Source organism: Sphingobium sufflavum (assembly GCF_021403115.1).
GTDB classification, from domain to species: domain Bacteria; phylum Pseudomonadota; class Alphaproteobacteria; order Sphingomonadales; family Sphingomonadaceae; genus Sphingobium; species Sphingobium sufflavum.
This window is the reverse complement of record NZ_JAJSSH010000003.1, coordinates 273175-286458: the sequence shown is the minus strand read 5'-3', so window position 1 is coordinate 286458 and position 13284 is coordinate 273175. Positions and strand designations below refer to the sequence as shown.

The 13284-nt window shown below is 65.9% G+C and carries 10 protein-coding genes; 3 read left to right on the top strand and 7 right to left on the bottom strand.

Annotation, left to right across the window (positions count from 1 at the left end; genetic code table 11):
* Positions 1-97: 97 nt before the first annotated feature.
* The 7 genes from LWE61_RS06965 to LWE61_RS06935 form a co-directional block, all read right to left on the bottom strand.
* Positions 98-886 carry a lysophospholipid acyltransferase family protein gene (locus LWE61_RS06965; RefSeq protein ID WP_326490614.1) on the bottom strand — a complete coding sequence of 263 codons (789 nt, stop codon included), beginning with the start codon at positions 884-886 and terminating at the stop codon, positions 98-100.
* A gap of 11 nt (positions 887-897) precedes the next feature.
* Positions 898-1320, bottom strand: a complete 423-nt coding sequence (locus LWE61_RS06960) for a Fur family transcriptional regulator (RefSeq protein WP_234149317.1) — start codon at positions 1318-1320, stop codon at positions 898-900.
* Positions 1321-1493: 173 nt separating this feature from the next.
* Positions 1494-1910: a MucR family transcriptional regulator gene (locus tag LWE61_RS06955; protein WP_234149316.1), complete on the bottom strand. Its 417-nt coding sequence runs from the start codon at positions 1908-1910 to the stop codon at positions 1494-1496.
* 121 nt (positions 1911-2031) lie between these two features.
* A complete protein-coding gene (locus LWE61_RS06950; RefSeq protein ID WP_234149315.1) occupies positions 2032-2511 on the bottom strand; it encodes a GNAT family N-acetyltransferase in 480 nt (159 codons plus the stop codon).
* Positions 2508-3254, bottom strand: a complete 747-nt coding sequence (gene tsaB, locus LWE61_RS06945; RefSeq protein WP_234149314.1) for a tRNA (adenosine(37)-N6)-threonylcarbamoyltransferase complex dimerization subunit type 1 TsaB — start codon at positions 3252-3254, stop codon at positions 2508-2510. Before tsaB ends, LWE61_RS06950 begins: the two co-directional genes overlap by 4 nt.
* A 6-nt stretch (positions 3255-3260) precedes the next feature.
* Positions 3261-3842 carry a NifU family protein gene (locus LWE61_RS06940; RefSeq protein WP_234149313.1) on the bottom strand — a complete coding sequence of 194 codons (582 nt, stop codon included), beginning with the start codon at positions 3840-3842 and terminating at the stop codon, positions 3261-3263.
* A 174-nt stretch (positions 3843-4016) separates the two neighbouring features.
* Positions 4017-7046, bottom strand: coding sequence for a M16 family metallopeptidase (locus LWE61_RS06935; RefSeq protein ID WP_234149312.1), 3030 nt, complete (start codon positions 7044-7046; stop codon positions 4017-4019).
* 515 nt (positions 7047-7561) lie between these two features.
* Here LWE61_RS06935 and hemN point away from each other — a divergent pair.
* From hemN to LWE61_RS06920, 3 genes are all read left to right on the top strand, one after another.
* Positions 7562-8881 (top strand): oxygen-independent coproporphyrinogen III oxidase, encoded by a 1320-nt coding sequence (gene hemN / locus LWE61_RS06930; RefSeq protein WP_234149311.1) that lies wholly within the window; start codon positions 7562-7564, stop codon positions 8879-8881.
* Between the two features lie 631 nt (positions 8882-9512).
* Positions 9513-10727 (top strand): DUF1624 domain-containing protein, encoded by a 1215-nt coding sequence (locus tag LWE61_RS06925; protein ID WP_234149310.1) that lies wholly within the window; start codon positions 9513-9515, stop codon positions 10725-10727.
* A 284-nt stretch (positions 10728-11011) separates the two neighbouring features.
* On the top strand, positions 11012-13201 hold the full coding sequence (locus LWE61_RS06920; protein WP_234149309.1) for a TonB-dependent siderophore receptor: 2190 nt from the start codon (positions 11012-11014) through the stop codon (positions 13199-13201).
* Positions 13202-13284 lie beyond the last annotated feature (83 nt).

The following is a 13284-nucleotide window of genomic DNA, read 5'->3' as shown; positions in this document are numbered from 1 at the left end:
ACGGCCGTTCCCCATCCGCAACACCGCCCCCGTCGCGACTTCCGGCAATCTCATCCAGCGCAAACCGCGGTGCCCAGGCCAACCCGCTGTCCCCGCGTCAACCGGCCCATCCATCCCGCACCCACGCCGTCTCGATCCGCGCGCGCGCCTCAGCGGCCATCGCCTTGCGGTCGGGGTGTTCGCCGGGATCGAACGGTTCCAGAAAGCGCAGCACCACCGGCGTCCGTCGCCGCCCCAGCACGCGCGCGGCGTTGACGATGCCGGGTTCGTCGTCAATCCACGCAATATCGTCCGTCGCCACGCCATAGTCGATCAGCACCGGCTGCACCCGGATCGCGCGCGGCGGGGGCAACAGCACGGCGAAAAGGGCGGGCTTGAAGGGGAGCAGGCTGTGGCCGTCGCCGGTCGTGCCCTCCGGGAACAGGGTGACGGGCTGGTGGCGCGCCATCGCATCGCGCAGCGCGCCAATCTGGCCCCGCACCGCGCCCCGCTCCGTCCGGCTCACCAATATGGTTCCATTTTGCGCCGCCAGCCAACCCAAAACTGGCGCCCGGCCGATGTCGTCGCGCGAGACGAAGGCGCATCCGGTCGCCCCGCCCAGCGCCAATATATCCAGCCAGCTCATATGGTTGGCGACATAGAAAACATCGCGGTCCAGCGGCGCGCCCACCACCCTGACACGCGCCCCACACAGCCAGCCGGCCCAGCGCAGGAAACGGCGCGGCCAGCGCGACCCGCCCGGCAACAGGAAACGCGCCAGCAGGTGCAGCGGCACGCAGGCGAGCATCAAGGCCAGCAACGCCGCCACCCGCGCCCAGCCCCTGATCCGACCAGCGACGCCGCCACCGGTCCGGCCCGCGGTCCCGTCAGGCCCTGACCGGTCCATGGACGGTCCGCTCAACTCTTGCGGTTGATCGCCACGCCGTACAATTCCATACGGTGATCGACCAGACGGAAGCCCAGCCGCTCGGCGATCTGCTTCTGCAACTGCTCCAGTTCGGGATCGACGAATTCGATCACCTTGCCGGTTTCCACGTCGATCAGATGGTCATGATGCGCTTCCGGCGCCGCTTCGTAGCGGGCGCGGCCGTCGCCAAAGTCATGACGCTCCAATATGCCCGCTTCCTCGAACAGGCGGACCGTGCGGTAGACGGTCGCGATGGAGATTTGCGGGTCGATGCCGACCGCCCGCTCATACACCTTCTCCACGTCGGGATGGTCATCCGCCTCGGACAGCACACGCGCGATCACGCGCCGCTGATCGGTTACACGCAATCCGCGCTCAACGCACAGAGCCTCAATATCTATCTCACGTCCCATGCGCCTGACCTACTCCATGCGGGCGGCGTCGCCAAGGCAATCACCGGACCTTGCGATAAAAAAAGCCGGAAAGACCCGCAGCATCCCGCCCATGGCGCCTGTCCCATGAAAACGGCCCAAAAAAAACGGCACCGTTGCGGGCGCCGCTTTTCCTCGTTCGATCCGGTCCGGCCTTATTTGGTCCGGCGGCGGGCCGTGCCCAGGCCGATCTTCTTGGCCAGCGTCCGGCGCTGTTCGGCATAGCTGGGGGCGACCATCGGATAATCGTTGGGCAGGCCCCACTTGGCGCGATAGTCGTCCGGCGTCATCTGATAATGGGTCATCAGGTGGCGCTTGAGCATCTTGAGCTTCTTGCCGTCTTCGAGGCAGACCAGATAGTCGGGCTTGATCGACGCGCGCACGGAAACCGCCGGCTCCTGCTTGACCTGCGGCAAGGGCTTCTCGCCGGACAGGCCGGAGAGCGCGCCATGCACGTTCTGGATCAGAAGGGCGAGGTCGGACACTGCAACGCTATTGTTCGAAACATGCGCTGCGACAATGTCTGCGGTGAGCGTGACGAGAAGCTCATCCTGAGCCGAAGATTCCGACACGATAAAATCCTTTCTTATGATATGGGCGACCGCTTGATTTTTCATTTGCGAACATTGCGGCTTTACGGGCGGGTCAAGGCCAATACAAGCATTATTCCACTATTTCATGCCATAGTGTGGATCAGCTAGTTATCCGTCGTTTAAAGCTCAAGGCCGCGCGACGCTGGCCATCTCTACCAAGATAGTAATCAGGTCGGCTGTTATATTGTTCGAAGTGGGCGGCACGGTATAAGCCTATGGCTTCATTGCCTTCGCGTACTTCAAGGAACATGGTGTCCGCACCCGTATCCACGGAAACCGCAATGCAGCGTTGCAGGATCATCTGGCCAAAACCACGCCGACGCGCCGCCGGATCTACGCCCAGCAACAACAGTTCGGATTCGCCCGCGATGGACCGCACCAGTCCAAAGCCGACCATCGCGTCGCCCACCCGCCCCGCGACCAGAAACGCGCCGGGCAGGTCCAGCATCGACGCGGTCTGGTCGATCGTCCACGCCTCACCATAGACGGGGTCGAAAGCGGCGGTCATCACGCCCATGCAATCGGCCATCAGCGCGGGGGCGGAGACCTGATGCACGGTGATGACCAGCCCGCCGGTCATGCCGCAGTCCCCGCCACGGGCGCCACGCCGGATGCCCCGGCGGGCGCGGCGGCCATGGGCTTCGCATCCGCCTCCCGGCCATAGACGGCGACCGGCGGCAGGGCGCGGTGGGACGCGGGCAACAGCGGCCAGGCGCGCGCATCGGGCAGGCACTCGGCCGCCTCCCCCCATCCGCGTGTGTCGACCAGCAACGCCGCGCCCGACCCGTGGACCCGCGCATCGGGCAGGGTGCGGGCAAGTTCGGCGATGGGCGTGGAGGTCAGCGGTCCCAGCGGGGACAGGTCGGCGGCGGCGAAACGCTGCCAGAACAACTCACCATGGCCGCCGGTCATGACGATGGTTATGGGATCGGGGGTGATCGGGGCGGAGAGGATCGCGGCGGGCGCGGCGGGATCGCCCCCGGACGCCCCCTCACCCCCTGCGATTCCACCCCGCACCATGGCGGCGCACAGCGACAGGCAGCCATAGCCCGTCACCGGCACCCCCCAGGCAAAGCCCAGCGCGCGCGCGGCGGCGATCCCGACCCGTATCCCGGTAAAGCTGCCCGGTCCCACATCGACCGCGACCGCATCCGCGCGCCGTCCGCCCAGCATCTCCTCGATCATCGGCACCAGCGCCTCGGCATGGCCGCGCCCCATCAACCGATGGCGGTGATCGGTGCACAGGCCATCGTCGATCAGCGCCAGGGACAGCGCCTGCGTCGCGCAATCAATCGCCAGGACGCGCAAACCGGGGGTCACCATGCCGGATCAGACGGCCCGGACCTCTGTGACTTCCGGCACATAATGTTTCAGAAGCGTCTCGATCCCGTTCTTCAGCGTCGCGGTGGACGAGGGGCAGCCCGAACAGGCGCCCTGCATTTTCAGGAACACCACGCCCTTGTCGAATCCGCGATAGATGATGTCGCCGCCGTCGTTCGCCACCGCCGGGCGGACGCGGGTGTCGATCAGTTCGCGGATCTGGTCCACGATCTCCGCATCTTCGGGATTCACCGCAAAGCCTTCGTCGCCCGCATCGTCGGGGATGGAGATGCCGCTGGCGTCGCCGCCGCGGAACAACGGCTGCTCGGTCAGGAAATGTTCCAGGATGATGGTGACGACATCGCCCTTCAACTCCGGCCAGGACACGCCCGGCGCGGCGGTGACGGCCACGAAATCCTGCCCGAACAGCACGCCCGTCACGTCGCCCAGGCTGAACAGCGCATCGGCCAGCGGCGACACTTCTGCCGCTTCGGGCGTGGGGAAATCGCGCGTGCCGGACGCCATCACCGGCCGACCGGGCAGGAATTTCAGGGTCGCCGGGTTGGGCGTGGCTTCGGTTTCAATCATCATCGAACGATGGACCCTTGATCGTCTGGCACTGGCGCGGCGGCGGGCGGACCATGCCGCACCCCGCCGACTTTACAGGCTATGTGGTGACAAGTGCGCCGTAACGCAAGCGTTCAGCGCAGGGTGCCGCTGTCCCATCATGGCCCGTCCGCTCTCTACCGCCCTCCTATCCGCCCGTTACCGTGACGCCGCGCCGCTCCGCCCCGCGCCGTTCCGGCTCGCCCCGTTCCTGCTCGCCTCGGTCCTGACGACGCCGGGCAGCTTCACGTCGGGCCAGCCATTGGCCAGCGCGGCGGGCAGCGGCGTCGCCTTCGACAGGACGATCACCGACCAGCTACGGTCCTCCACCAGATATTGCTTCGCCAGCCGCTGGATGTCCGCCGCCGTCACGTCCAGCAGGTCGGTGCCGAAACTCTCCAGCGCGGGCAGCACCTGCGGGTCGCGGGTCGCCCCCTCGATCTGCGCCATCCAGAAAGCGTTGCCGGTGCTCGCCCGGCCCAGCAACTGGCGCATCGGCGCGATGATCCGCTGCAACTCGTCGTCGCTGACCGGCGTGGTGGCCAGGTCGCGGGCGATGTCATGCACGATGGTGCCAAAGGCCCCGATCCGGTCCGGCTTGATCTGGCTGGACACCGCGACATAGCCGCCGCTGTCATAGGTCAGCGGCCAGACGTTGGAGACGTTGGGGCTGTACGCCGCGCCGTCCATCGACCGGAAACGCTCGAACAACCGGTCGTTGATGATCTGCGACAGGATTTCCAGCTGGCGGCTGTCCTTCAGCGCGACATAGCCGCCGCCCGTCGGCCAAGCGATCACCGCCGCCGCCTGCTCCGGCGAACCGTCATGGCGCAGCACCAGCGGCTTGGCGACATGCGCCGGGAAGACCAGCTTGCGATTGGCCTCCGGCGGGGGAACCTCCGTCCGCCGGGGCAAGGCGCCAAAGGTTTCTGCGACCGCCGCGATCGCCTCGTCCGGCTTGACGTCGCCGAACACCTCCACCTCGATCGGTCCCTGCTGGAGCCGCGGTTCCCAGATAGCGCGGAACGCCTCCGGGGTCAGCTTCGCCACGCGGTCGGCGGTCGCGGGGGCAAAGCGGTTGTCCTTGTTGCGCAACAACCATGTCAGGTCACGGCCCAGCAGCGCGTCCGGCGAACTGCTGCTCGCCCGCTCCGCTGCGCCGAACACGCCCTTGACGCGCGCCAGTGGCCCCGCGTCCCAGCGTGGATAGGCCAGCTTGGCGGCATAGAGGCGCAACTGGTCCTTATAATCCGCCGGACGGCTGACCGCCGCCAGCTCAAACGCATTTTCCGCGACGGAGAATTTGAATTCCATGCGGCGGCCGTTGGTCAACTGGTCGAGTTGCCGCTGCCCCAGATCGCCGATGCCATTGGTGGCCAGCACATAGGGCGCAGCCCAGATGGCGGTGTCCTGCCCCGGCGCGAAACTCTGCTCGCCATTGCCCCAGCGGACGTTGATCCGCACCTTCTCCTTCTCCGCGCCATTGGCGAAGAGCAGCAGCTTGACGCCGTTGGAGTAGGTCACCTTTTCGATCTTGAGCGTACCCGCCGGTTCGCGCGACACGACAGTGCCTGCGGGGGGCAGCTTGGGCAGCGCGTCCATCGACACCGTGCCGCCGGCCAGCCGCACGTCCTTCGCCGGCTGCACCGCCGCCTTGAACGCGGTGGCCAGCGCGACATTGGCCCCCGGCTCCGCCACCGGCAGGGTCAACAGCGCCCGCTTCGCCGTGCCGGTGAACATGCGCCGCGTCGCCGCCAGCATCCGCTCCGGCGTCATCAGCGGCTTGGCGGAGCGATAGATGTCCAGCGCGGCCTGCGCCGTCACCGTCGTCTCGCGAATGTCCACCGCGCCGGTCAGCGTCTCGGCCTGCTGGGCGCTGGCTTCCGTATCCGCATTTTCCGCGCCGATGGCAAAGGCGGTTTCGAGCTGGGCATAGTCGCGCGCGACATCCTCCTCGCTCGGCGGAGTCCGGGTCGCGTCGGCGATGATCGCGCGCACATCGTCCATCGCCTTCTTCCAGTCGCCGCCGACGGGGGTGATCGTGACAAAGGTGCCGTCGATGCTGCGGCTGACGTCATTCTGGTCGACCGACGCGGTGATATAGCTCGCGCCGCCGCGCGCCGCCTCCTCCAGCCGCCGGTTGATGATCTGGAGGGCCAGCGTCTCGATCAGCTTGCCCTGATTATAGGCGATGGTATCCGCCTTGGGCCGCCACGGGCGCAACCACGCCAGCCCGATGGAGGGCGGCGAGCTGCGCTCCACGATCACCCGCGTTTCGGGGGCGGCGGGGTCCGGCTTGCCGAAATCCGGGTCCGGCGTCCGCGCGCCCGCGACTTTCCAGCCGTTGAAATAGCGTTGGACATAGGTTTCCATCAACGCTGGGTCGATGTCGCCGCTGATGGCGATGACCGTGCGGTCGGGCCGATACCAGCGGTCGTGGAACGCCTTCAGGCTCTCCGCCCGCGCCTTCGTCAGCGCCTCGGTCGTACCGATGGGGTTGGACCGGGCCAGCGGCTGCCCGGCGAAATAAAATTCCCGCGCCGCATTGCCCACCGTCACCGCGGGACCGAGCGATTCGCGCATCTCCGCCGTCACCACCGCCCGCTCCGCATCGACCGCCTGCGGCACGATGTTGGGCGCGGCCAGCATACCGGACAATATCTTCATGCTCTCGTCCAGCCCAGCCGCATTGGCCTCCGGCAGGTCCAGCGCATAGGTCGTGCCGGTCGGCGTCGTCTGCGCATTGCTGTCGCTGCCGAATGTCGCGCCCAGCCGCTGCCACACGCGCTTGGCCTCGCCATCGGGCACGTCGCGGCTGCCGCGAAAGGTCAGATGCTCGATGAAATGGGCAAAGCCGCGTTCGTCGGGCCGCTCCATCAGCGATCCCACATCGACCCGCACCCGGATCGACACCTGCCCCGGCGGCACGCCATTGTTGCGGATGGCATAGCGCAGGCCGTTGGACAGCGTCCCGAACCGCCACGCCGGGTCGATGGGCACGTCGCTATTCTCATACAACCAGGGGCGGGGCGCGGCGGGCGGGGCCGCGACCGGCGCGGTGGCGGGACTCGCGACGGATGGACTGGCGGCCCCCTTCGGCTGCGCGCCCAGCGGCTGCGCCGTCAGCAGCGCGATGATGAGGAGGGATGCGGCGGTGCGCCGGGTCGAAGCCAAACGGGAAAGGGACATGGGCACCGACACTATTGCCATTTTCCTGAATGGCCACTGACAATATTGGGAAAAGCATGATTTGGCGGCGATCAGGCCGTGACGGGACGGCGACGAGACGCGCGCCGCGCAAGCAATGCCGCCCTTCTGCGCGCCTGAGACCTTTCGTCTAAGTATATCTCCCAATGACGTCGCCCCCCATCCCGCGCCTAGAAATGGGTGCAGCAAGGAGGCTCTCATGTTGTCATTCATCGGCAATCATTTCGAATTTCTCGCCATCGCGGCCATGGGCAGCTTTGCCGTCGGCCTGATGGGCTTCAGCATCGAGGATGCGCTCAGGAACCGCGACGCGCGCTGATCCCCACCCACTCACACACCGGCCCGGCTTCCCCGCCCCCTTCCGCCTCCTCCGTCCCCAACCGTCGAGCGGGGGGGGGGGAGCGCAGGACGCCGGGCCACCCCTGATTCTCGGTCGGGGAACATCGGGGCGCCGCGCGCCACAAGGGGCATCAGGGCGCCGCGCGCCACAAGGGGCCATGACCATCTATCATCCCGACCTGCTGGCCCGCGCGGTGCCGCGCTACACCAGCTATCCCACCGCCGCCGACTTCACCGACGGCATCGGCCCGCGCGCCATGACCGATGCGCTGGCGGCGGTACGGCCCGACGAACCGCTGTCCCTCTATGTCCACATCCCCTTCTGCCAGGAGATTTGCGCCTATTGCGGGTGCAACACCGGCCGCGCCAATCGCCCGCACCGACTGCAATCCTATCTCGACGCGCTGGACCGGGAAATCGACCTTGTCGCGGATGCGCTGGCCGGGCGCGGGCGGGTCACGCGCATCGCCTTTGGGGGCGGCAGTCCCAACGCGCTCGACCCCCGCGACTTCGCCCGGCTCACCGAGCGACTGGCGACGCGCTTCGCCGCGACCGCGCCGATCCTGTCGATCGAACTCGACCCCCGCACGCTGGACCGGGACTGGCTGGACCTGATCGGCGCGCTGGGCGTCGCCCGCGCCAGCCTGGGCGTGCAGAGCTTCGACCCGGCGATCCAGCAGGCGATCGGCCGCGTCCAGCCCGACCGCATGATCGCCGATGCGGTGGCGGGCCTGCGCGGGGCGGGCGTCTCCTCGATCAACCTCGACCTGATGTACGGCCTGCCCGCCCAGTCGCTCGCCCATGTTGCGGACAGCATCACCCGCGCGGTCGACCTCGGCGCGGACCGGGCCGCCCTGTTCGGCTATGCCCATCTGCCCGCCGTGCTGCACCGGCAACGCGCCATCGACGCATCCGACCTGCCCGACACCCGTATCCGCTTCGCACAGGCCGCGCTGGGCCGCCGTCTGTTCCTCGACCATGGCTATCGGGCGGTGGGCTTCGATCATTTCGCGCGGCCCGGCGACCCCATGGCCATTGCGGCGGACAATCACCGCCTGCACCGCAATTTTCAGGGCTTCACCGACGATGGCGGGGCGACGCTGATCGGCCTGGGCGCCAGCGCGATCAGCCAGTTCCGCGGCGCGATCCTCCAGAATGAGAAGCAACCGGGCCGCTACCGGATGCGGCTCAGCGCCGCGGTCTGGCCGGTGCAGCGCGGCGTGCGCCTGACCCCTGACATGCGCCAGCGCGCGCGGGTGATAGAGGGGCTGTTGTGCCATGGCGTCGCCCGGCCCGGCATCGCCCTGCTGCAAGCCGCCGCGCCCGCGCTCGACCCCTTTGTGGAGTGGAACCTCGCCCGGATCGACGGCGACCGGCTGCATATCGCGCCGGACGGCTGGCCCTACGCCCGGCTGATCGCCGCCGCCTTCGACGCCTATCGCCCCGTCGGCAGCGGGCGGTTCAGCCATGCGGTCTGAGCGCCCGGCCGGGCGATGAGCGGGCGTGCAGGACGGCGGCACGCCCGGCCCCCGCACCGCTTCCCCGTTCTGGTCCGGCGACGGTCTTCCGCCCCTTCACCGCCCCACCACGACGCTCCCCGGATCGGATCGGCAGTCGCCTGGAGCGTGATGGCGTTAAATGCACCCACCTCGTCATCGCGAGCGCAGCGAGCCGAAGGCGGGCAAAGCCCAACCAGTCCATGCGACACGACACCCTCTGGATTGCTTCGCTGCGCCCGCAATGACGATTCAACGACAAGTCATCGCGCTCCAGAAGCCTGTAATCCCGCCCCGTTCGTCCTGTTCAGGCGGTATAAGCGCCGACCTGATCCGGCCTGACGCCAATATCCACGCCCTGAACAGGGTGGATGACCGACAGACCACTCCTCCCCGGCGCAGCCGCATAGGAGAAGTGCGCCCTCCCCGCTCCGGGCCGCCCCGCGCCCCGCTCCCGGCCCCGCCCCACACATCCCCCACCTTCCTCCTCCCCACCGAAACAGCACCGCTCTTCGCTATATAATGCCTGTGCGGGCGCTGAATTTGGCAGACGCTGTTTGGCGCGCGGCATAACCTGCTTGTGTCGGGATAATCATGAAGGTAACAATATATCATGACATCAGGGAGAATCGCCAGCACCGGCTGGCCCGCCACGGGGACCGCAACGCCGCCGACCGCCGCCAACCCCGCCGCTGCGCGCACGCGGCTGATCGCCATTGATGCGCTGCGCGGCCTCGTCATGCTGTTCATGCTGGTCGACCATGTGCGCGAGACATGGTTCCTGCACATGCAGGTCAGCGATCCGGTGGACGCCACCACCGCCGATCCCGCGCTCTTCTTCACCCGCCTCATCTCCACCTTCTGCGCGCCGGTGTTCATCGCGCTGACCGGCCTGTCCGCATGGCTCTATGGCCAGTCGCACAGCAAGGCGGACGTCTCCGCCTTCCTCATCAAACGCGGCCTGTTCCTGATCTTCCTGGAACTGACCTTCGTCGGCTTTGCCTGGACGGCGGAATTGCCGCCGACCAAATTCTGGCTGCAAGTCATCTGGTGCATCGGCATCTGCATGATCGCGCTGGCGGGGCTGATCTACCTGCCGCGCCTGTGGCAGGCGGTCGTCGGGCTGGTCATCGTGTGCGGGCATAATCTGCTCGACCCGATCGTGCTGACCCCGCAATCGCCCTTCTACCCGCTCTGGGCGATCCTGCATCAGCGCGCGGTCATCGAACTGGGCGGCGGCCTGATCGCCAAGACGACCTATCCCATCCTGCCATGGATCGGCCTGATCCTGCTGGGTTATGTCGTCGGCCCCTGGTTCGCGAAGGGGTCCGACCCCGCGCCGCGCATCCGCCGCCTCACCCTTCTGGGCGCGGGGCTGCTGGCCGGCTTCGTCCTGCTGCGCTACGCCAATGTCTATGGCGACAAGCCATGGTTCCATGGCCAGACGACGCTGCACACGGTGATGAGCTTCCTCGCCCTCACCAAATATCCGCCGTCGCTGTTGTTCCTGATGCCGACCATCGGCTTTGGCGCGCTGATGCTGGCGCTGTTCGAGCGGTTTCAGGACCATTGGTCGATGCCGCGCCTCGCGCTGCTGGGCGGTGCGCCGATGTTCTTCTACCTGCTGCACCTCTATGTTTTGAAGGCGCTCTACCTGATCGCCCTCGCCCTGTACGGCCCGACAAAGGGCACGGTGTTCGGCGTCGACAATGTCTCGACCATCTGGGTGTGGGTGGCGATACTGGTGGTGCCGCTCTATCTGCCGACCCGCTGGTTCGCGGGGCTGAAACAGCGCCGCAAGGACATATGGTGGCTGAAATATCTGTGAGCTGCGGGATCGCCGCGCGCAGCATGCTAACCAATGCGTCCGGCATATTACACGCAAAAGACAAATCCTTCACAATTTTACGCCGCGCACCGAACCCACTTCGATGCAAGATTCTCATACAGGGGCATAGGCTCCCAATGACAGACAGGGTGCAGGGAAACCCCGGTCTGATATATAAAAATGCAGGAATTCGACCGTGGAAGGCGTTCCCTTCCACGAACGGGGAAACTCGTCGAATGTAAAGGAACGGAATACAATAGCTCTAATCACAAAAGGGGTGTGTCATGCCGAGCAGTTCCGCTTTCAAACTGGCGCTTGTTGCCAGCGTTTCATTCATCGGGGTCGCGGCCTCGTCGTCCGCCATCGCACAGACGACTGACGATACCGCCACCATCGTCGTCACCGGCCAGCGCCAGGCCTATGTCGGCGACCTGCCCGTTCAGGACATTCCGCAGAATGTGCAGAGCCTGTCCGCCGCGCAACTTCAGGTCATCGGCGTCACCCGCATGGAAAATGCGCTGGATCTGGTGAGCGGCGTCGCGCATCTCAACAATTTCGGTGGCCTGTGGGAAGCCTTCGCCATTCGCGGCTTCTCTGGCGACGCCAACAATGTGCCCAGCGGTTTCCTCGTCAACGGCTTCAACGGTGGCCGTGGGTTTTCCGGTCCGCGCGACACGTCCAGCGTCGAACGCATCGACGTGCTCAAGGGACCGACCTCCGCGCTCTTTGGCCGGGGCGAGCCGGGCGGCACGGTCAACATCGTGACCAAAAAGCCTGAATTCACCACCAAGGGTTCCGTGCAGGCCGGTATCGGTAGCTGGAACAATTATCGGGTGGAGGCGGACTTCACCACGCCCCTGTCGGACAATGTCGCCGTCCGCCTCAACGGCGCCTATGAGGATGCCGAGAGCTTTCGCGACACCGTCCACACCAAGAAACTGTTCCTCACACCGTCCATCCTGTGGAAGATCAGCGACAAGACCAGCATTTCCTATGAAATGGAATTTGCGACGCTGAAGATTCCCTTCGACCGTGGCCTTCCTATCCTAGGCAATAATTTCGACCGCCTGCCCCCCTCGCGCTATCTCGGCGAACCGGGCGACGGACCGATCCGCATCGACGTCTGGGGCCATCAGCTTCAGTTGCAACATGACTTCACCGACGACTGGAGCCTGCTGGTCGGTGCTGGCTATCGCACCACCCATCTGCGCGGCATCGGCGAATATCCTGAACTTGTGGCCTCCCGCCAGCCGATCCTGTCGGGTGGATCGATCATCTCCCGCCAGCGCCGCTATGCGGACTCCAAGTCGGAAAATATCATCGGCCGCGCCGAACTGACCGGCCATTACGACATTGCCGGCCTGTCCAACACGCTCGTCATCGGCGCGGACTATGACTATTTCGAGCTGGACCAGTTCCAGAGCCGCTTCCGTCCCACCGCCGCAGCGGGCCAGACGATCGCCCAGATCAACGGCATCGACATCTACAACCCGGTCTATGGCGCCTACACCTCGCCCAACCCCTATTTCCCCGGCACAGGCGCACAGCTCGTCTATGACCGACTGGAGCGGGATTTCGCCTGGGGCGCCTATTTCTACAACCAGATCGACCTGACCAGTTGGCTCAAGGTGCGCGTCGGCGGACGCTATGACGAATTCCGCCAGCGCCTGCTCAACCGCCAGCCTACGCCTGCACAGGCACTGCTCCCCAACCCCGCCTATCAGAATGTGTCCAAGTTCAGTCCGCAGGGCGGCATCGTCGTCCAGCCGACCGAAACCCTGTCCCTCTATGGCAGCTATGGCCAAGGCTTCCGTCCCAACAGCGGCGCGAACGCGCAGGGCCAGACTTTCCGGCCGGAAAATTCGGAATCCTATGAGGTCGGCCTGAAATATCAGTCGCCGGACAAGAAGATCACCGCTTCGCTCGCCGCCTATACGATGGACAAGACGAACATCCTGACCGCCGATCCCAATCCGGCGAATTCGGGTCTCGTCGTGGCAGTCGGTGCCGCCAAGTCGCGGGGCATCGAGTTCGATCTCAATGCCCGCCTGCCCTATGGCTTCAACCTGACGCTGGTGTACGCCTACACCGACGCCTTCTGGAAGGCCGAATTCCGCGACCCGGACTTCGTGCTGCCGATCCTGCCGGGCGATCCGCTGATCAACATCCCCAAGCACAGTGGCAATGTCATGCTGCTCAAGGATTTCTCGATCGGTGGCACGCGCAAGGCCACCATCGGCGGCGGCGTGCAATATATCGACAAGCGGCTGGGCGAGACGGGGACAGCCTATTACCTGCCCTCCGCCACGCTCACCCGCCTGATCGGTTCGGTGGACGTGACCGACAATCTGCGGATCAGCGGCAATGTCGACAATCTGTTCAACGTCCGCTGGTTCGCCAACAGCTATTCGGCCCTCTGGACCTTCCCCGGTGCGCCTCGCAGCTTCTCGGTCCGCGCCAACTACAAGTTCTGATCGGCCAGAGCGTTTTCAAAGCAGATGGTATCATCTGCTGAATCGGAAAACGCGTTCAATCAAAAGGCTCCGACGCCATCCCT

What these genes read in the sequence shown, in the direction of transcription:
- LWE61_RS06960 (WP_234149317.1), bottom strand. Translation starts at nt 1,320, where the DNA reads ATGGGACGTGAGATAGATATTGAGGCTCTGTGCGTTGAGCGCGGATTG.
- LWE61_RS06935 (WP_234149312.1), bottom strand. Translation starts at nt 7,046, where the DNA reads ATGTCCCTTTCCCGTTTGGCTTCGACCCGGCGCACCGCCGCATCCCTC.
- LWE61_RS06940 (WP_234149313.1), bottom strand. Translation starts at nt 3,842, where the DNA reads ATGATGATTGAAACCGAAGCCACGCCCAACCCGGCGACCCTGAAATTC.
- tsaB (WP_234149314.1), bottom strand. Translation starts at nt 3,254, where the DNA reads ATGGTGACCCCCGGTTTGCGCGTCCTGGCGATTGATTGCGCGACGCAG.
- LWE61_RS06965 (WP_326490614.1), bottom strand. Translation starts at nt 886, where the DNA reads ATGGACCGGTCAGGGCCTGACGGGACCGCGGGCCGGACCGGTGGCGGC.
- LWE61_RS06920 (WP_234149309.1), top strand. Translation starts at nt 11,012, where the DNA reads ATGCCGAGCAGTTCCGCTTTCAAACTGGCGCTTGTTGCCAGCGTTTCA.
- LWE61_RS06925 (WP_234149310.1), top strand. Translation starts at nt 9,513, where the DNA reads ATGACATCAGGGAGAATCGCCAGCACCGGCTGGCCCGCCACGGGGACC.
- hemN (WP_234149311.1), top strand. Translation starts at nt 7,562, where the DNA reads ATGACCATCTATCATCCCGACCTGCTGGCCCGCGCGGTGCCGCGCTAC.
- LWE61_RS06950 (WP_234149315.1), bottom strand. Translation starts at nt 2,511, where the DNA reads ATGACCGGCGGGCTGGTCATCACCGTGCATCAGGTCTCCGCCCCCGCG.